Annotated in this window: 13 protein-coding genes; 1 reads left to right on the forward strand and 12 read right to left on the reverse strand. The window is 55.1% G+C overall.

Annotation, left to right across the window (positions count from 1 at the left end; genetic code table 11):
- Positions 1-608 precede the first annotated feature (608 nt).
- Both C8N40_RS05580 and C8N40_RS05585 read right to left on the reverse strand, forming a co-directional pair.
- Positions 609-2,069 (reverse strand): aminoacyl-histidine dipeptidase, encoded by a 1,461-nt coding sequence (locus tag C8N40_RS05580; protein WP_108210792.1) that lies wholly within the window; start codon positions 2,067-2,069, stop codon positions 609-611.
- Positions 2,070-2,166: 97 nt separating this feature from the next.
- On the reverse strand, positions 2,167-3,225 hold the full coding sequence (locus C8N40_RS05585) for a ferredoxin--NADP reductase (protein ID WP_108210793.1): 1,059 nt from the start codon (positions 3,223-3,225) through the stop codon (positions 2,167-2,169).
- A gap of 165 nt (positions 3,226-3,390) precedes the next feature.
- On the opposite strand from C8N40_RS05585, the gene C8N40_RS05590 reads away from it, so the two are divergent.
- Positions 3,391-4,836, forward strand: coding sequence for a glycoside hydrolase family 30 protein (locus C8N40_RS05590; protein WP_245905007.1), 1,446 nt, complete (start codon positions 3,391-3,393; stop codon positions 4,834-4,836).
- Between the two features lie 760 nt (positions 4,837-5,596).
- Here the strand turns inward: C8N40_RS05590 and C8N40_RS05595 are convergent.
- From C8N40_RS05595 to C8N40_RS05640, 10 genes are all read right to left on the reverse strand, one after another.
- Positions 5,597-8,038 carry a TonB-dependent receptor gene (locus C8N40_RS05595; protein WP_108210794.1) on the reverse strand — a complete coding sequence of 814 codons (2,442 nt, stop codon included), beginning with the start codon at positions 8,036-8,038 and terminating at the stop codon, positions 5,597-5,599.
- Between the two features lie 1,038 nt (positions 8,039-9,076).
- Entirely contained in the window at positions 9,077-9,712 is a 636-nt protein-coding gene (locus C8N40_RS05605) for a DUF3347 domain-containing protein (RefSeq protein WP_108210796.1), read from the reverse strand.
- 68 nt (positions 9,713-9,780) lie between these two features.
- The gene (locus C8N40_RS05610; RefSeq protein ID WP_108210797.1) at positions 9,781-10,242 is read right to left on the reverse strand and encodes a hypothetical protein; all 462 of its coding nucleotides are present in this window, start codon (positions 10,240-10,242) and stop codon (positions 9,781-9,783) included.
- An 8-nt stretch (positions 10,243-10,250) separates the two neighbouring features.
- Positions 10,251-10,382: a hypothetical protein gene (locus tag C8N40_RS23255; RefSeq protein ID WP_281259494.1), complete on the reverse strand. Its 132-nt coding sequence runs from the start codon at positions 10,380-10,382 to the stop codon at positions 10,251-10,253.
- Positions 10,383-10,393: 11 nt separating this feature from the next.
- Positions 10,394-12,166: an efflux RND transporter periplasmic adaptor subunit gene (locus tag C8N40_RS05615; protein ID WP_108210798.1), complete on the reverse strand. Its 1,773-nt coding sequence runs from the start codon at positions 12,164-12,166 to the stop codon at positions 10,394-10,396.
- A 45-nt stretch (positions 12,167-12,211) separates the two neighbouring features.
- Positions 12,212-13,642 carry a TolC family protein gene (locus tag C8N40_RS05620; protein ID WP_108210799.1) on the reverse strand — a complete coding sequence of 477 codons (1,431 nt, stop codon included), beginning with the start codon at positions 13,640-13,642 and terminating at the stop codon, positions 12,212-12,214.
- Complete coding sequence (locus C8N40_RS05625) at positions 13,639-17,409, reverse strand: efflux RND transporter permease subunit (protein WP_108210800.1); 3,771 nt, start codon at positions 17,407-17,409, stop codon at positions 13,639-13,641. Before C8N40_RS05625 ends, C8N40_RS05620 begins: the two co-directional genes overlap by 4 nt.
- A 97-nt stretch (positions 17,410-17,506) precedes the next feature.
- Complete coding sequence (locus C8N40_RS05630) at positions 17,507-17,944, reverse strand: HYC_CC_PP family protein (RefSeq protein ID WP_108210801.1); 438 nt, start codon at positions 17,942-17,944, stop codon at positions 17,507-17,509.
- Positions 17,945-18,072: 128 nt separating this feature from the next.
- The gene (locus tag C8N40_RS05635) at positions 18,073-18,567 is read right to left on the reverse strand and encodes a DUF2231 domain-containing protein (protein WP_108210802.1); all 495 of its coding nucleotides are present in this window, start codon (positions 18,565-18,567) and stop codon (positions 18,073-18,075) included.
- A gap of 1 nt (position 18,568) precedes the next feature.
- Entirely contained in the window at positions 18,569-18,886 is a 318-nt protein-coding gene (locus tag C8N40_RS05640; protein ID WP_108210803.1) for a hypothetical protein, read from the reverse strand.
- Positions 18,887-19,208 lie beyond the last annotated feature (322 nt).

A 19,208-nucleotide genomic window follows, 5' to 3' on the forward strand; every position in this document is an offset into this window, starting at 1 on the left:
CTTGAAAAGCCATACTTTATACTTTAGCTATACTTTTTACTTGCCGGTTTATACTTTTCTAGCCGCCGCTTCCTGCACCTGGAAATAAGCTATTCTTACTAGCTCCCGTTCATCCTCCAGTCTTACATAAGCTGCTGTTTCATCTCTAGCTTTGGCTCCCTCAAGGCCGGGAGGCCTCGCCTTCGGGCATCGCGCGGTGTACATTTCCTTTGCTGCCCTTCGGTCGCAATTTCGCTGAAGCGAAACCAGAAATCTACAAGGCGCTCAACCCAAAGGCTGGGAACAGAATCGATAGGCGCTTCCTTTGCTATGCAACAAGTATAGACTGTCCCCTTGAGGGGACTACAGGGGTGTTTGTACTTTGACTACGAAGCTTATACTTCAGCAACAGTATTAACAGGCTCCCCTCCTTAGCTAAGGAGGGGTAGGGGTGGTTGGACCCGGCACGGCAAAAGGAGCTTATTGAAATCCCAAACAGCCATTCTCCTCTCTAAAACAGGAAAGCCGCCCATGCTTTGGGCAGCTTTCCTGTTTATACTTAGCTAAAAAAGAAGGGCAGATGAAGCAAGTATACTCCATCCCAACAACTAATAACTAACCGCTGATAACTACTTTACCGGAATGCGCTGCAGGGTTTCGAGCAGGTAGTCCCAGTATTTCTGTACCGAGCTGATTTGTACTTTCTCGTCGGGGGAGTGGGCGCCGCGGATGTTGGGACCGAAAGAAATCATCTCCATGCCCGGGTAGTTGGCGCCGATGATGCCGCACTCAAGTCCGGCGTGGCAGGCGTTTACGTCCGGCTCGCTGTTGAACTTGCTGCGGTAGAGGTCGCTCATCAACTTGATGATAGAAGCGTCCGGATTAGGCGTCCAGCCAGGGTAGGAGCCGCTCAGCGTCACTTCAGCTCCTGCCAGTTCCAGCGCCGACTGAATGGCTGCCGCCAAATCCATCTTCTCCGAATCCACCGCGCTGCGGGTTAGGCACAGGATTTTGTAGGCACCGTCTTTCAACTCCACGCGCGCCACGTTGTTCGAGGTCTGCACCAGCCCCTGAATCTTGGGACTCATGCGGTAAATGCCGTTTGGCGTGGCGTAAATGGCGCGGAAGAAAGTCGAGGTGAAGGCTTGGGTGGCAACCTGAGCAGGCGCTTCTGCCACCTCCACCTGCACCTGCAGGTTCGGATCGGTGGTTTTATACTCCTGGGCAAGGATGGTGTGCTGATCGGCCACGTACTTTTCAAATGCTGCTTTATCTTTCTCAGATACAGCAAGTATAGCAGTCGATTCTCTTGGGATGGCATTGCGCAGACCGCCGCCGTCTATACTTCCGAGGCGCACATCAAACTGCCTGGCCGCGTGGTGCAGCAGGCGGTTCATCAGTTTATTCGCATTAGCACGGCCAAGGATGATATCCATGCCGGAGTGTCCGCCGGTCAGGCCTTTTACGGTGAGCTTGTAACCTGCCATGGCGGCCGGTGTAGCTTCCTGCTCATACTTTCCTGTAGCCGTTACGTCCACGCCGCCGGCACAGCCGATGGTCAGTTCGCGGTCGTCTTCGGTATCCAGGTTTAACAGTATACTTGCCTCCAGCAAACCGCCTTTCAGGCCCAATGCGCCGGTCATACCGGTTTCCTCATCAATCGTAAAAAGTGCCTCGATAGCCGGGTGGGGGATGTCCTTGGAAGCAAGTATGGCCATGATGGTGGCTACGCCGATGCCGTTGTCGGCGCCCAGCGTGGTGCCGCGGGCTTTCACCCAATCGCCGTCCACGTACATGTCGATGCCCTGCGTGTCGAAGTCGAAGGCGGTATCGTTGTTTTTCTGGTGCACCATGTCCAGGTGGCTTTGCATGGCCACGGTCTGGCGGTTCTCCAAGCCCGGAGTGGCGGGCTTTTTAATGATGACGTTGCCCACTTCATCCTTGATGGTTTCCAGGCCAAGTTTGTGGCCGAAGTCAAGTATAAACTGTATCACACGCTCCTCCTTTTTGGAGGGACGCGGCACAGCGTTCAGGTCAGCAAAGTTTTCCCAAAGCGCCTTTGGCTCCAGGCTGCGTACTTCAGAGCTCATAGTATCGATTGTTTAAAATTCCAATGTTGAGGCGGCGATAACCGCCGGGGCTAAAGTTACGGGTTTCGGCCGGAAAAACAGGAGGAGAAAGCCTTTCTTACGACTTCAACTCTAACTGTGCCGGACCACCTACAGGGTAGCCCACGCAGGTCAGCACCAGGCCCTGTTGCAGGTCTCGCTCGGTCAGCACCTCGTTATACGACATCCATACTTTGCCCTCGGTGCAGCGGGCGGTGCAGTTGCCGCACTTGCCGGCCTCGCAGCTGAACGGAAGGTTCAGCCCGGCCTTGCGCGCCGCCCGAAGGATGGTGTCGGGGTACTCCACCGTCAGCTGATACGCCTGGTCCTTGTAATGAAGTAGCACCTCATGCGGATCGGTGTCGGGTGGCATTTGCTTGATGGCTACCTTGGTGGTGTCGAAGTTTTCGCGGCGGATGTTTTCGTGCGGTACGCCTTGCTGCGTAAGCGCCCAGTAGCACATGCGCATGTAGCCCAGCGGGCCGCAGGTGTAGAACAGCACCTGGTGCAGGGGCGCCACGGCATACTGCCGCACCAGTTGTTGCAGCAGGTCTTTGTAGAGCCTGGCCTGGGCCAGGTCGGGGGAATTGCTGAACAGGAAGTGGAGTTTGAAGCGATCGGGGAAAGCCGCTGCCAGTTGCTCCAGCTCCTCTTTATAAATGGCTTTTTGCGGATTGCTGTTGCTGTAGATGAGCGTGACGGCCACATCCGGCAACGTATAAAGTATGGTTTTAAGCAGCGACAACTCTGGCGTGATGCCGCTTCCGGCTGCCAGCAAAAATACCTGCCGGTAGTCCTGCATGTTCTCCGGGAGGACAAAAAGCCCGGCAGCTCCGGCGGCATACAAGGTATCGCCCACCTGCACATCATCTACCAACCGACGCGAGAAGAACCCGTTGTCAATACGCCTCACCCCAACGCTCAGCGGTTCGTTAAGGGCAGGGGAGGAGGTGAAGGAGTAGGATCGGCGGATATCCTCATCTTTCTCCGTGTGCACCAGCGTGAGGTACTGCCCGGCTTTATATTCCAAAGGCATGTCCGGCTCCAGTATAAAGGTTTTGAAATCAGGTCGTTCCTCCCGGATGCCGGTGACTGTAAGGGTGTAATGGTCGGTGGGTAAAGTATGATCAGCCTTCATGCAATTGCTTTCGCTAAAGTATAATTGTACGGTGCCGAAGTATAAAGCAGCACCTTTGTTTCTAGTACAACAGTTATTCTATATTTCTGGTTATCTCAGGCGCCAAGTATATAATTTTTTTACTATTTTTAGAGGATTCCTGTACCTCTAAACGCTCCAACTGTCATGCTCCACCTCAGTTTTACTAAGAAAATCCTGCACCGTACGCTCATGGTGTCGCTAATTATTACGGGGCTGGTCGCCTGCAAGAAGGAAAGTTCGGGGGAAGAAGAACAAACAACGGGGGCAGAGGTGGCGCTCTGGCTCACGACACCGGATCAGTCTTCGTTGTTCGAGCTACAGGATTCAAGCATCACATTCGGGACATCCGCAAACCAGTTTCAGACAATTGAGGTGGATGACGCACAGACCTTCCAAAGTATGGACGGCTTCGGCTATACCCTGACCGGCGGCAGTGCGATGCTGCTGCACCAGATGGCCCCGCAGGAACGGGCCGCTATACTTCAGGAGCTGTTCGGCTCGGACGGAAACAACATTGGCGTGAGCTATTTGCGGGTAAGTATCGGAGCCTCAGACCTGGACCCGGAGGTGTTTTCTTATAACGACCTGCCCGCCGGCCAGACAGACGAGATGATGGAGCAGTTCGACCTTTCGCCGGATAAGAAATACCTTATTCCGGTGCTCAAGGAAATCCTGGCCATCAACCCGGACATCCTGATCATGGGCTCGCCCTGGTCGCCGCCCACCTGGATGAAAACCAACAACAACTCCATTGGTGGCAGCCTGAAACCTGCGCATTACGATGCCTACGCCCGGTATTTTGTAAAGTATGTCGAGGGAATGGCGGCAGAGGGAATCACCATAGATGCCATCACGGTGCAGAATGAGCCCCTGCACCCGGGCAATAACCCCAGTCTGCTGATGCAGGCCCAGGATCAGGCAAACTTTATCAAGCAGAGTTTGGGGCCTGCCTTTAAAGCGGCTAACCTGAGCACCAAAATCGTCATCTACGACCACAACGCCGACCGCCCAGACTACCCCATCTCCATACTCGACGACCCGGAGGCGAAGCAGTACATTGATGGCTCTGCCTTCCACCTGTACGGCGGCACCATAGACGCCCTCTCGAAAGTACACGCGGCGCACCCTGATAAGCACTTATACTTTACCGAGCAGTGGATTGGGGCGCCGGGCAACTTTGCAGGCGATGTGCGCTGGCACCTGAAAAACCTCATTATCGGCGCCCCGCGCAACTGGAGCAAAACTGTGCTGGAGTGGAACCTGGCGGCAGACCCACAGCAGAAACCCCACACGCCCGGCGGCTGTACCCAATGCCTCGGCGCCCTCACCATCGATGGCAACACCATTACCCGCAACCCGGCTTACTACATCATCGCGCACGCTTCCAAGTTCGTACGGCCAGGCTCGGTGCGCGTGCAAAGCGATGAGCTGAAGGAATTACCTAACGTGGCCTACAAAACCCCGGATGGCAAAACGGTGCTGATTGTGCTGAACGACAGCGAGTACAGGCAACGCTTTAACATCAGGCACGAAGGCAAAGTGGTGGCTACCAAGTTAAATGCCGGCGCTGTGGGGACTTATGTGTGGTAAAGTATAGCTTCGGCACTTGAAGTTATACTTCTATACTTTAAGATAGCTGTTCCGGACATCTCTGTCCGGAGCCTCCTCTGCTGCGGACTTCCAAGTCCGCGTAGACTATACTTTATTTATACTCTCATAGCTACCGCTTCCTTCCAATCGAACCAAGCTATCCTTGCTAGCTGCCGTTCATCCTCCAGACTTACAAACCTACAGTTTCATCTCTAGCTTTGGTGCCCTCCCAGGCCGGGAGGCCTCGCCTTGGGGGTAGGGGCCCTCGCCTTCGGGCATCGCGCGGTGTACATTTCCTTTGCTGTCCTTCGGTCGCAATGCCCTTACCGGGCACCGGAAATCTACAAGGCGCTCAACCCAAAGGCTGGGAATCTTTCGATAGCTACTGCTTTTTGTCATCTCGACCTTCGGGAGAGATCTCTATAGAATTCCCGATAGATCTCTCGCGCTGCTCGAGATGACAGAAAAAGAAGCAAGTATAACTGTCCCCTTGAGGACAAGTGAGAACGGGAGTTCGAAGCTTGCGAGCAAAGCTCAATAGGGGTGTAATCGTTCATTAGAGGCTCCCCTCCTTAGCCAAGGAGGGGTAGGGGTGGTTGGATCCGGAGCTGCAAAATTTCAAATACTTAAAACTGGCGTTATACTTTAAAGAGACAAGCCAATCACTCCAGGCAGTTTTAAGTATAAACCTGCCGAATACCCACATGCAAAAGGCCTGCAGCAATTGCTGCAGGCCTTTCAACATTACACAAAACAGGTGTTAATTACCCCCAGTTCGGTTGAGTTCTTCCAGGTTCACGTTGCGCTTCTTCGACTCAAACTCGGAGCCTTTGCTGAAGCGGTAGCGCAGGTTAATTCGGAAAGAACGGTTGCCCCAGTACTGATCGATAGCGTTCACGTTGCCATTTAGTTCGGTGTCTACCTTCATCATGCGGCTCTTGAAGATATCGGTCACGTTCATGCTAAGGGTCAGGCGGTCGTCGAGGAAGCTGCGTTTCAGGCCGGCATCCACCCACCACTGCGGCTCCACTCTGTAAAGGCCGTAAACAGCTGCTCCCTGGTAGTTGCCACCCAGCTCGAGGCGGATGTTTTTAGGCAGCAGGATGTTGTTAGTCGTCTGCGCAATGGCCGTCACCTGGTCATTCACCACCATTTTACCGTTGTTGAAGTTGGTGAACTCCTGGTACATCACAATCACGTTGTTGCTGATATCCCAGTTGTTGGAAACCTTGATAGGGGCAACCAGCGTGGCGCGGGCACTCTTCATGTCGCGCACGTTCTGCTGCTGAAACACGGTAGTGTTATCCTCCGGGTTCTGGTTCGGAATCTCGGCGATGAAATTCTTGGTCTCAGCATAGCCCAGGATCAGGTTGTAGGTCTGCTTCAGGGTGTGCGTCATCTCAAAGGAGTTGGTGTACTGCGGCTTCAGCTGCGGGTTGCCCTGCGCCCAGGTGTAAGGGTCCAGGTAGAAGATGAACGGGTTGAGCGCCTGGTAATGCGGCCGGTTAATGCGGCGGCTATACTTGTAACCAATCTGGTAGTTGTCGCTCAGCTTTTGCTGCAGAAACACGCTCGGAAACAGGTCCAGGTAATTGCGGTCAATCTTTCCCTCTTCCTTGTCAAGCGACTCGCCTTTAGCATAGGTTTGCTCCGCACGCAGGCCCGCCTGCAGGGTCCATTTCTCGCCCAGGGTGGCGTTCAGGTTAGCATAGGCGGCCAAAATGTTTTCCTTGTACACAAAGTGGTTGCTACGGTTAGGGTCCATTGTTTTTCTGCCGTCGGTGGTCTCGTAGAAGCGCAGCTCGTTATCCGATTTCACGTGGCTGGCCTTGGCACCCAGCTCCAGCTTCGTTTTTTTGTTCAGCGGCTTTGTAAAGTCTACCTTGGCAGAGTAAATGTCGTAGCCGGTCGGGTTTTCGCTCAGCAGAAGCTCCTGCTCTGTTGGCCTGTTGCTGTTGAGGAACTCCGTGCGGTTGATGAACTTAAAGTTATCGTCGCTGGTGATGTGCACATAGTCCAGGTCGGCGGAGAGGGTCGTGCCCACGGTATCGAGTTTGCCCAGGTAGTGCAGGTTAAAAGTGCCGTTTCTATACTCCCCATCCGCTTTGTTGGTGGCATCGATAAACAGGTTTTCGCCCGTGTTCACATCGTCCAGGTAAGAGTCGGTCAGGAACCTGTTGTCGCTGTTGCTGGCGATGATGTTGGCCATTACCCCGATGCTGTGCCTGTCGTTGAGGTCGTAGTCGGTGCCGATGCGCAGCGAAGGTTCGAAGCGCTCGTTCTCCTCCCGCCCGGTCTGGTCGAAGTTGCTGGTGCTGCCGTCTTTGTTCAGGAAGATGCGGCGCATCTCCATGTCGCGGTAACGCTGGCGGTTGGCCAGGTCCAGGCTGCCGAAGGAGTTCCACTTGCCGCTTTTGTGGCTCAGCTCAGCCCCTGAAGTATAGGTGCTTAGGTTGTTGTACTGGTAGCCGGCGTACACGCTGCCGCTCATGCCCATTGCCACAGCTTTTTTCAGGTTGATGTTGATGATACCGGAGGCTCCCTCTGCCTCATACTTTGCCGAAGGATTGGTGATGATCTCCAGGTCCTTGATGTTCTCGGCCGTCATGCCTTGCAGCAGCGTCTGCAGCTCTTTGCCAGACAGGTAGCTGCGCTTGCCGTTGATCATGATCTGCACCCCGGCTTTGCCATTGAGCTGGATGTTACCATCCTGGTCAATCCACACGCCCGGCGACTTGGAGAGAACCTCGTAGGCGGTGCTACCGCTAGCCATGGCGGTTCCCTCCACGCTCACCACCATCTTATCAGGCTCCGTGGTAACCGTGGGACGCATGGCCTGCACCTGCACCTCCTTCAGGGTTTTCACATCGGGCTTTACCTGCAGCTTTCCGAAGTCCTTCGAAAAACTAGGGCCAGTCACCTCAAACGTTGGTGTCTGCAGCTCCACATAGCCCAGGCCGCTGAGTTTGAGCAGGTACGTGCCTTTGGCTGGCGTCATGATCTGGAAATTACCGTCCATGTCGGCAATGGCGCCGGTGATTACTTTGGCACTGGCAGCTTCCAGCACAGCCACATTCACAAAGCCCACAGGCTGCTCCTTGTCGTCAAGTACAGTGCCCGTGAGCATACCTGCAGACTGTGCGAAAGTATGGCTGCTACAGAGGAAGAAGAGGAAAGCGAGGTAAACGTAAAATCTTTTCATGGTTTTATTTTGTGTAGTGTTGGTAATAGGAACAATGATGCAAACTTATACTATAGTACTTTGTATAGCAAGGTACTGTTTAGTTTTAAAACATACTTTTAGACGAACACGTGATTTTTGTCTTCTAACACCGGCCGGACCCGGGCAGGGCGGCTGAAAAGGTGTCAGTTAATTCCTCGCGAAGGATTTTGAGAAGAAAGATGTGGGAGAAAGTAGAAAGGTTGCCTGAGGGGGAGAACTTTTTTATCGGGAAAGTATAATTAGGTAGGCTAAAGGTAGAGGTCGCCTGGCAGTTTGCTCCAGCTCAATCCGCACTTAATCAGGATGGAAGGGGGCTGCAGTGCCGGGTCCAACCACCCCTAACCCCTCCTTGGCCAAGGCGGGGAGCCTGTAACTGCTGATGCTGAAGTATAAGTTTTATAGCCTCAGTTCTCGTGCGGACAGGTCGCGACCTGTCCCTACAAAGTATAGGACCCACCCCTAGCCCCTCCGAGGAGGGGAATTTCTGCAGGCGATTACACCCCTATTGAGCTTTGCTCGCAAGTTTCGAACTCTCGTTCTCACTTGTCCTCAAGGGGACAGTATACTTGTTGCATAGCAAGGGCAGCGGCTATCGAACCTCTTCCCAGCCTTTGGGTTGAGCGCCTTGTAGATTTCTGGTTTCGCTTCAGCGAAATTGCGACCGAAGGGCAGCAAAGGAAATGTACACCGCGCGATGCCCGAAGGCGAGGCCTCCCGGCCTGGGAGGGCACCAAAGCCAGAAGTGCAACATTAGCTTATGTAAGTCTGGAGGAGGAACGGTGGCTAGCAAGGATAGCTTGGTTCGAGTGGAAGGAAGTGATGGCTAAGGTCAAGTATAAGCAGAAGTATAAAGTATAATAGGACACGAGCTACAAGCTCGCGCCAGCGAGGGAATAACAGACGGCAGGACGGTACCAATGAGATCACACCCGACGGAGGAGTTTACCAGAAAATAGCAAACAAAAAAGCAGAGAGCCTGAAAAGACCCTCTGCTTTCATCTGATTTATACTTTATACTTAGTCCAGTACTTCTTCTGTGCTGCCGCACTTCAGCATTTTGTCGCCAAAGTATGGGTTGCGGATTTCCTTGTTGGAGCTCAGCCAGTAGCCGCCTTTGTCGTTCAGGGCCATCGGGCAGTGCTGGTAGTACAGGGTCTGGCTATTGGCGTCAAACGCTTTGGCCATGGCAAATACCGCCTCCGACAGCTGCTCCAGGTTTTCGCGCTGGGCATCGATCGTGGCTGCGCCAGTGATGCTGGTAGCACTGCTCACCACCGCCTGGGTTTTCTCCTCGGCGTAGGTTTTTGCCTCCGGCTCCGCGATAGCGGCCACTGGCATCGCCTTGGCTACCGATAAAACCTGGTTCGCCGCGGCTTTGGCTGCCTCGGCATCAGAGGCTACCAGGGCATCCGTCAGCTTCAGGTACTCATCCACCAGCTGTGACACCTGCGTTTTAAAAGGCTCGGCCACAGAAGTATAATCCGGTGTTTCTACCACCGTCTTCCCGGCAGCGTCTGCGCTGGTGGTGTCGCCGTGGTGCATGCCTTCATGATGATCCTGGCCATGGGTTGCAGTTGCGTCGTCCTGGTTCTGGTTGGAGCAGGCGCTAACTACACAGGCTGCCAGGGCAGCGGCTACAAAATGTTTCTTCATAATCCGTTGTTTGAGTTGGTACGAAAGTATAAAGTTAGCAATGATTTACTTAAAAGCAGGAAGGTTTGTTACGGCTTATACTTTTTGTAAGTATCCTCTGAGGCAAAGTATAGCACCTCGCCGCGGGTACCGCCCGGTTTCAGGGCAATAAAGGCCGTTGATTTATCTACTTCCTCGCCCGTAACAGGGTCGGTGGCGTAGCGCACCTCGCGTTGGGTCTTGATGGTGTTCACGCACATCTCGCAGCAGCCGTAGTACATCTTGTCCTCGAACGGCACCGGGAATTGTTCATTGCCCATAAAGGCGTTGTTCACCATACACACCAAATCCTTAGGCAAGCCATCTGCCGTCATCAGGTCGGCAGGGGAGGCTGGCTGCTGTGGCTGCATGCTGGCCATGTGGGCCTGGTGGTTAACAGGCGCTTCACTTACGACAGCAGCCTGCGCCTGGGTACCTGATTTTTGCTCTGACGTGCAGGAGGTTAACATTACTGCGGCCAGGGCTGCCATATAAAAAAAGTTCTTTCTCATGGTATATGTTAAGTAGTAGTGATCTGTTCGAAAAGGACGACCCCCAGCGCCAGCGCAATGGCCAGGTAAAGGAGCCACTTCAGCCACGGCTTCTTACGGCTGTCGGGTTGTTCGTCTCCGGTTCTGCAACACTCTTTCATGCGTAATAGGTTTAATGTACATGTCCTTTTGCCGGGGCAGGTGCTTTTTCTCCTGCCGGTGCGCCGGCGCCCTGGCGGTAGGTATGTTCTGTTTCGCCGCAGGCCAGCATGGCGTCGCCAAAGTATGGGTTGCGGATGTCTTTCACCTCGCTCAGCCAGTAACCGCCCACATCACCCAGCGCCATCGGGCATTTCTGCTTATAGAGCACCTCCTTGTTGGTGCCGAAGGTCTCCACCGCTTCAATCAGGTGGTTGGAAAGCGGGGAGAAGGCCTCGCGTTGCTTGTCGATAACAGTACTTTTCTGAATAGCCTCGGCGTTGGAGGCCAGCACCGGCTGCAGCTGCATCCACTTGGCATGGCTACTGCCATCCAACAGGCGCATGTCGGTTTTGTTCAGTGCCTGCCTGAACTTGCCGGCGGCCTGGCGGGCAGCGTCAGCATCAGAAGCCACAAGGGCGTTCTTCAATGTATAATAACTATCCACCAGGGCTGTCAGCTGAGACTGGAACTCCTCCGGTGCCTCCAGCATCTTGTTAGCCGGGCCCGACATCATGCTATAGTTCCCGCTCAGTTGGGCGGCGCCGTCCACGGCAAACACGCCGTTAGTCACCACCTGCTCACCTTCGCTTAGCCCGGCTTCTATCAGGTACATATCGCCCAGACGAGGACCCAGCGTCACCTCCCGCATCTCAAAGGCCGGCGCGTCACGGTCTGCCACCTTTACATACACCACCGAGCGCTTGCCGGTCCAGAGCACGGCGGTGCGTTGTACGGCCAGCGCGTTTTCTTTAGCGGCTGTTCGGGTGGAGGTTTTGATGCGTGCATTGGCAAACATCCCCGGTTTCAGCTGATTGCCTGGGTTCACTACCTCGGCCCTTACCTGCACGGCGCGGGTGCTGGCATCGAGCACAGGCGTCACAAAGGCAACCTTGGCGGTGAAATCCTTGCCCGGGATGCCCGGTACTGTAAAGTTAATGCTCGCGCCTTGCTTTACCCAGGAAAGGTCGCTCTCATAGGCATCCAGCACGACCCAGACGGAGGAAAGGTTGGCCACCTGGAAGAGCACCGAACCTGTGCTGACGTAGTCGCCGACGGCTACCTGGCGTTCAGTTACCACCCCGGCCGCATCAGAATAGATATCGAAGCTGGTCAGGATGTCGTTGGCCTGCTCGATGCGCGCGATTTGTTTGGCAGAGATATTCCACAGCCTGAGCTTGGTTTTGGCGGCTTCGTAGAGCTCCGGCATCAGGTCTTTGGCCTTGGCCGCCTCCTGCAGCTCGCGCTGCGCGGTGATGAGTTCCGGGGAATATACCGAAGCCAGCCGCTCGCCCTTGCGCACTTCCTGCCCGGTGAAATTGACATAAAGCCGCTCGATGCGGCCCGGGAACTTGGCAGTGATGGAGGATACCTTTTGCTCGTTCAGCTGCACCGTACCCGACAGCAGCAGCTCATTTTCAGGGTTTACCAGCTGCACAGGCGTGGTCTGGATGTTAGCCAGCGCAATCGCCTCGGGCGTCATCTCCAGCACGTAGGAGCTTGCCTCGCCACCGCCGCCCGTGGCCACAACCGGCGTCAGGTCCATGCCGCAAAGAGGGCACTTGCCCGGTCCGTCCTGCCGGATTTGGGGGTGCATGGAGCAGGTATACTCGGTTACGCCTGCCGTTTCTGCCGCGTGGTCGTGGCCTTGCTCGGCCCCTCTGCCCCCGAAAATAAGCCAGCCCAGGAGCAAGCCAGCCAGCGCTACCAGTATATAGGTCGTGATTTGTTTATTTCTTGGTTTCATCGGTCTTGGATGGAATTTATGTTTTATCGCCTGCTGCGGGCAAGCTTAAATATCGCTGTTCATCATGCGGTTGATGGCCGATACCGTCACATGTTGCTCGGTTACGGCCTGTAGCTGTTGCTGCTTCAGGGTAAGTATGGCCTGCCGTTGCCTCAGAATCTCCTCTATGCCCGCGCCCGCCACACTGTAATTGGTTGTCAGGAGGCGGATAGCCTGCTCGTTGAGCACAATCTGCTCTTCTAACAACTGTAGGGTTTTGCTCGTTCGATCGTAATCATACAGCAGCCCACTCAGCTCGGCAAACAGCATGTTCTCGGTGGCTTCACGGTTCTGCGTTGCGGCCTCCTGGGCAAACTGGGCCTCTTTCTGCGCCGCTTTATACTTCTTGCGGTAGATCGGCAGGGAGATGCTCACCATCGGCATCACCATGTTCTCGCCTCCCATGGCCATCTGCGACATGTCATCAGGGCGCGGTTTGAACACCATGTACTCCAGCCCCACGCCAATCATGGGCCTGCCCATCAGCTTGGCCATGCGCAGCTGGGCCTCACGGGCCTTCTCGTCCCACTCATACATTTTCAGCATGGGGTGGTTCTGGCGGATGGAGTCCTGGATGAGGGACAGGGACGCTGGCAGGGCAACCGGCGCCAAGGTATCGGCTACCTGCACTTCCAGGTTCAGGTCGCGGTTGAGCATGCTGTTGAAGGCGGCCACTTTGGGTTTTCTCGAGTCGCGGAGCAGCTGGAGGCGGTTCTCCATGTCCTTTACCTGCACCCGGATAAGGATAACGTCTACCATGGAGCTGCCAGACGAGGCCATACTTCCGCCACCGCTCATGCCGCCCATACTTCCGCTGCCGGAAGAAGCCGTTGAGCTGCCACCGGTGGAGCCTCCGCCCATGCCGGCCATGCCCGAAGAAGTGCTGCCGGCCATACTTTGGGCAGGTGCAGCACCCGAGCTCTGGCGCTGGGCGGCCGGTGCGCTGGCAGCCGGACCCGATTTATACTTTGCCAGGGCCACCCGCTCCAGCGATTTGAGGATCTCCAGTTCCCGCTCCAGCAGCTTTACTTCCTCGTCTAGTTGGTAGAGCGAAAGCCAGGTGGTGCGGACGGTGTGGTAGAGGTTAATCTTGGCTTCGATAAAAGAAGTGAACTTCATCTGCGCCATGTAATTTGCCTCTGTTTTAGCGGCATCCAGCGACCCAAACCAAGGGAACATCTGCATAATGGAAGCACTGCCCACCTCCCTGCCCATGTAGCGATCCATGGGCTGCAGGAAGAAGCTGAAGGTGGCTTCCGGGTCGGGGAGGGCGCCTGCCTGCGGCACCTTTTGCAGTGCCGCCTGGTACTCGGCGTAGGTTGCCTTCAGCTGCGGGTTGTTTTCGCCGGCCATCACCAGGTACTCCTCCAGGGTCTGCGCCTGCATGGCCGGAACAGCCAGCAGTAAAAGTATAATATTTAGGATGATCTTTTTCATACGGCTTTTTTGGCTAGTTTTTTAACCTTGGCTTCCTCGCGCCAGCTGTAAAGCACCGGCACAATGAACAGGGTGATCAGCGCCACCGTCATTCCGCCGAATGTCGGGATGGCCATGGGCACCATGATGTCCGAGCCGCGTCCGGTGGAAGTAAGCACGGGCAACAGGGCCAGCAGGGTAGTGGCAGTAGTCATCAGACAGGGTCTCACGCGGCGCATGCCTGCTTTCAGCACGGCCCTTCGCACCCCGTTTCGCGTCTCAGGCTTAGACGCATCGAAGCTCTGCTTCAGGTAAGTGCCCATCACCACGCCATCGTCGGTGGCAATGCCGAAGAGGGCAATAAAGCCAACCCACACGGCCACACTCAGGTTGAAAGTGCGCATCTGAAACAGCTCGCGCATGTTCGTGTCGCCGAAGGAGAAGTTGAAGAACCAATCCTGCCCGTAGAGCCACAGCATCATAAAGCCCCCGGAGAAGGCCATCGCAATGGAGGTGAAAATGAACAGCGTGGTGGACACCGAGCGGAACTGGAAGTATAAAATCAGGAAGATGATAAGCAAGCTCAGTGGAATGATGATGCCCAGGCGCTCCTCGGCGCGTACCTGGTTTTCGTAGTTGCCCGAGAACTTGTAGCTCACGCCTGTCGGCACCACCAGCTCACCGGATTCTATTTTTTGATCCAGGTAGCGCTGCGCGTCCTCCACTACCGATACCTCGGCAAAGCCATCCTGTTTGTCAAACAGCACATAGCCGGTCAGGAAGGAGTTCTCGCCGCGGATCATCATCGGGCCTGGCCGGTACACAACCTCGGCAATTTCGCCCAGCGGCACCTGCGCCCCGCCAGCTGTCGAAATCAGGACACGGTCGATGGACTCGGGGTCGTTTCGATACTCGCGGGCGTAGCGGGCACGGATGGAATAACGCTCGCGGCCTTCCACGGTGGTGGTAAGCGACATACCGCCCATGGCCACTTCGATATACTCCTGCACGTCGGCCACGTTCAGCCCGTAGCGGGCCATGGCTTTGCGGTTGAGCTCGATTTCCATGTAAGGCTTGCCCAGCGATCGGTCGGCAAAAACGGCTTCCGACTTCACGGAGGGCACCTCTTTCAGCACACGCTCCAGCTGCAGACTAAAGTCTTCTATCGTTTTCAGGTCAGGGCCAAACACCTTGATGCCCATGGGCGCCCGCATGCCCGTCTGCAGCATCACCAGGCGTGTCTCGATAGGCTGTAGCTTCGGGGCAGAGGTTACGCCGGGGATGTTGGCTGCCTTCACGATCTCGTCCCAGATATCATCCGGAGTCTTGATGTGGTCGCGCCACTGGCGGTAATACTCGCCGTTTTTATCCTCGATGAGCTCACCTGCCGCGTCACGCACGAACTCGCCTTCATCGTCCACTTTAAAGCGCAGTCGGTGCCCGCTGGCATCGGTTTTATACTCTGATTTGTACTGGATCACGTTCTCGTACATCGACATAGGAGCCGGGTCCAGGGCGGTTTCGGCACGACCTGCCTTGCCCACCACCATTTCCACTTCCGGAATAGCCGTGATCAGCATATCGAGTTGCTGCACAATGCGCCGGTTGGCTTCCACGCCGGAGTGCGGCATGGAGGTTGGCATCAGCAGGAAAGCCCCTTCGTCCAATGACGGCATGAACTCTTCGCCCATGCCGGGGAACGTATGCACCAGCCCGCTCCAGACAGCGGTCGTGCGGATGTTATAGCCGGTTTTATCCAGTCCGGTCGCGACCCACCCGAACACGCTGTTAAAGCCCACCCAAATCAGGAAGCCCAGCAGCATGATAGTGGCCGGTATAGCCATAAACTTGCCTTTGTTGGCCAGGCACCACATCAAAATCCGCGGGTAGGCTTTGATAAACAAAGCAAATGCGCCCAGCACCAGGGCAAGTATGAGCAGGATGAAGAGGAAGTTAACCAGCAGGCTGACAGAGGCCCCCAGCGGCATCCACTGCGAGGCCAGCAACCACGACACGGCCAGCACGGCAATCCCCACCATCACCGGCGCGTTATACCTGGCAAATGGCTCAGGACGGTAATAGGCGAGCAGGTTGTTAGCAGCCACCAAAGTCAGCACCACACCCGCCAGCGGAAGTATAAACAGCACGGCCACACCCAGCGCCAGCAGGGCCCAATTCCATACTTTAGACCAGCTTACGCTCTTAGATCTGAGCCCGAAAACAGTATGCGCAAAGGCCGGCATGATCAGGAGGGTAAAAATCAGCGAGGCGACCAGCGCAAAGGTTTTGGTGTAGGCCAGCGGCCCGAACAGTTTTCCTTCGGCGGCCTCCATGGTAAACACCGGCAAAAAGCTGACGATGGTAGTGGCCACGGCTGTGACAATGGCGCTGCTTACCTCAGCGGAAGCATTGTATACCGTTTTCAGCAGCGACTGCCCGGGCGGGGCTTCCTCCATGTGGCGCAAAATGTTCTCGTTGAGGATAATGCCTAAATCCACCATGGTGCCAATGGCAATGGCGATACCCGACAGCGCCACGATGTTTGCGTCCACATTGAACTGCTTCATCATAATAAAGCACATGAGCACGGCCAGCGGGAGCAGGGCGGAGATCAGCAGCGAGGCGCGCAGGTTGTACACCATCACGATAATAACAATGATGGTGATGAGGATCTGAAGTATAATGGCCTCGCTTAGCGTGCCCAGTGTTTCGTTGATGAGCTGCGTGCGGTCGTAGAAGGGCACCACGGTTACTTTGGAGGTGCGTCCGTCTTCGAGCTTTTTGGAAGGCAGACCGGCTGCAATCTCGTCCAGCTTCTCTTTTACGTTGTTGATAACGGCCAACGGGTTGTCGCCGTAGCGGGCCACTACCACACCGCCCACGGCCTCGGCACCACCTTTATCCAGTATGCCCAGCATGGAGCGGTCGGCCGGGCCAATGTTGACGCGGGCAATGTCGCGGATGCGGATTGGGACGTTGGCATTAACCCGCACCACCGCCTCTTCGATATCCTCCAGGTTCTGCACGTAGCCCAAGCCGCGCACAAAGTACTCCACCTGGTTTATCTCCACGGTGTTGGCCCCCACATCCAGGTTGCTTTTCTGCAGGGCGCTCATCACCTCCATCATGGATACTTTGTTGGCCTTCATCGCCACCGGGTCCAAATCCACCTGGTACTCCTTTATATACCCGCCCACGGAGGCTACCTCGGCTACTCCCTCAGCCCCGGCCAGGGCATAGCGCACGTAGTAATCCTGAATCGTGCGCAGCTCATGCAGGTCCCAGCCGCCGGCAGGTTTGCCGTTCTCATCGCGGCCTTCCAACGTATACCAATACACCTGCCCCAGCGCAGTGGCATCGGGCCCCAGCTTGGGTGTTACATCCGCCGGAAGCAGGCCGGTGGGCAGGGAGTTGAGCTTCTCCAGTATGCGGGAACGGCTCCAGTAGTATTCCACATCCTCATCAAAAATGACGTAGATGCTGGAGATGCCGAACATGGACGAGGAGCGGATGGTTTTAACACCCGGCATGCCCAATAGGGAGGTGGTAAGGGGATAGGTAATCTGGTCCTCCACGTCCTGCGGGGAGCGGCCCATCCACTCGGTAAATATGATCTGCTGGTTCTCGCCGATGTCCGGAATGGCGTCTACGGGAACGGGATCGTTGGGCAGGAACTTCACATTCCAGTTGAACGGAGCCACCACAATGCCCCAGCCAACTATCAGGAGCAGCAGCAGCACAGTGACAAGCTTCTGCTCCAGGAAAAATTTTATAATGCTGTTTAACATGCTTTATTCGATTGAATACATGAATGGAAGCGGCCTAAAGGGCAGCAACAAACCGTACCGGCCTACAAAGGCAGGTAGAAATCGAAAAAAGCAGGGTTTATAGCAGGAATGACTGTACCAGCACCGGTATGTCGCGGGCTAGCGGGGGAGGGGAATAAAGCGCGTAGCTTGGCTTTAAATCTGTCTGGGAAGTATAAAACTGGAAGATAACCGCTTTTACGATGGCCAGCAGCTGAATGTCCTGCAGCTTAGTCAGCGACAGGACTTCGTGCTTGGAGGCGGCATCAAAGCGCTCCACAATAAAGGCATGGTTCTTACAACAGGCATCCTCCGTTTGGTCAAGTGCCGGTGCATGGCAGGCGGGGACCTGCTCTACCGGTTGGTGCTCGTCCATCGGGCAGTCAGCCTCGGCCCCGAAGAAGGTAACATCACGCAACTCTCCGCCGCAAATATGCAGCCCCACGGCCATACCCGTCGAGGAGACGAGCACCAGCAGCGTGAGGGTTAGCAATATGACCTGGCGGTAAAGCTTCATGGTTTCGGTTTATACTTGCTGCAAAGGTAACACGGGTGCGGCAAGTATGATTACACAATTATGAAAAACTTTTACATCATTCCCATGGCGTTTCGGCAAAATGCAGCGAAAGACCGATACAAAGCAGGTTATTTAAACTCAGCACAATCCGCGGTGGGTATGTAAACACCGCCCGCCTGCTGGTATACCACCCGGGCTCCCAAGTGTCCGGCATAGGTCAGAAAGCCGGTCCCCACGATAAGCAACAGGAGAATTACTGCTTGTAGCAGGCGCGGTTTATACATGAGCAAGCCCGTGCGCCAGGCTACATCCAGGAGAGCAGCGGCCGTAAAAGTATAAGTCAGGTACTCGGCGTAAATCTCGTGCTGCTTCAGCACGGTGGGGTCGCAGAGCTTGCGGGAGACCACCCCATCGGCCAGGTTACCGGTGTACAGGCTAAGCCAGGCGCCCAGTGCGCCGGCATACAACAAAAAAGAGCCCGCCTTCTGCCAGAAATCAGCAGAAGCGGGCTTTGCAAAGGTGGCGATAAGTTTGGCTAGGGTAGCAAAGGTGAGCAACGCTATCGGAAAGTGTACCGAAAGCGGGTGCCATACTTCTGTTCGCCAGAATGTAGGTTCGGGCATGCTATTCCAGGATTCTTACCGCAATGGGGTCAAGGCGATGGCCTACTTTCTCCACCTCCACTTCCACGCGCTGCCCTTCCGTGAGCTGATCAAACGTCACCGTTTCCCCGTTGCGGGTCAGGGTGGTGTTGTCGGTAAAGTATAGCTCCAGGCGCTTGTTGTCGCTGGTTTTTACGTAAATCTCCCGCTTGTCCGGAACGGCCTTGTCTACCGTGCCCTGGTAGGTGCCGGACTCTACCACATCGGTGCTTTCGCTGCAGGCATAGAGAAGTGGGATGATGAACAGGAGTGTAAGTACCAGCGTTTTGATGCTTTTCATGGTTTTGGTTTCTAAGTTGAAGGATTTGATTTAAACAAGGAACATCTTGAAAATTAAGCATACGCTATACTTGTGTTTTGTGTTTAAGTGTTTGGTTTTTAATGTGTTTTGTGGGGGACTGGATAAGGAGAGTTTTATACTTGAAGTTTATACTTTCATAGCCTCGCCCTCCCGCTGGCGCGGGTTTGCAACTTGTGCCTACTATGGTGTTGGATTTGCAACCCAACTGGCTTGAAAAGCCATACTTTGTACTTGTCGGTCTATACTTTCCTAGCCACTGCTTGCTTCCCCTTGAACCAAGCTATCCCTGTTAGCCTCCGTT

This window comes from Pontibacter mucosus (genome assembly GCF_003054055.1).
Classification (GTDB): Bacteria; Bacteroidota; Bacteroidia; order Cytophagales; family Hymenobacteraceae; genus Pontibacter; species Pontibacter mucosus.

Bases quoted from the DNA above. Each gene is read 5' to 3' on its own strand.
- C8N40_RS05605 (WP_108210796.1), bottom strand. From the start codon at position 9,712: ATGAAGAAACATTTTGTAGCCGCTGCCCTGGCAGCCTGTGTAGTTAGC.
- C8N40_RS23255 (WP_281259494.1), bottom strand. From the start codon at position 10,382: ATGAAAGAGTGTTGCAGAACCGGAGACGAACAACCCGACAGCCGTAAG.
- C8N40_RS05585 (WP_108210793.1), bottom strand. From the start codon at position 3,225: ATGAAGGCTGATCATACTTTACCCACCGACCATTACACCCTTACAGTC.
- C8N40_RS05635 (WP_108210802.1), bottom strand. From the start codon at position 18,567: ATGCCCGAACCTACATTCTGGCGAACAGAAGTATGGCACCCGCTTTCG.
- C8N40_RS05640 (WP_108210803.1), bottom strand. From the start codon at position 18,886: ATGAAAAGCATCAAAACGCTGGTACTTACACTCCTGTTCATCATCCCA.
- C8N40_RS05625 (WP_108210800.1), bottom strand. From the start codon at position 17,409: ATGTTAAACAGCATTATAAAATTTTTCCTGGAGCAGAAGCTTGTCACT.
- C8N40_RS05580 (WP_108210792.1), bottom strand. From the start codon at position 2,069: ATGAGCTCTGAAGTACGCAGCCTGGAGCCAAAGGCGCTTTGGGAAAAC.
- C8N40_RS05590 (WP_245905007.1), top strand. From the start codon at position 3,391: ATGCTCCACCTCAGTTTTACTAAGAAAATCCTGCACCGTACGCTCATG.
- C8N40_RS05595 (WP_108210794.1), bottom strand. From the start codon at position 8,038: ATGAAAAGATTTTACGTTTACCTCGCTTTCCTCTTCTTCCTCTGTAGC.
- C8N40_RS05630 (WP_108210801.1), bottom strand. From the start codon at position 17,944: ATGAAGCTTTACCGCCAGGTCATATTGCTAACCCTCACGCTGCTGGTG.
- C8N40_RS05610 (WP_108210797.1), bottom strand. From the start codon at position 10,242: ATGAGAAAGAACTTTTTTTATATGGCAGCCCTGGCCGCAGTAATGTTA.
- C8N40_RS05620 (WP_108210799.1), bottom strand. From the start codon at position 13,642: ATGAAAAAGATCATCCTAAATATTATACTTTTACTGCTGGCTGTTCCG.
- C8N40_RS05615 (WP_108210798.1), bottom strand. From the start codon at position 12,166: ATGAAACCAAGAAATAAACAAATCACGACCTATATACTGGTAGCGCTG.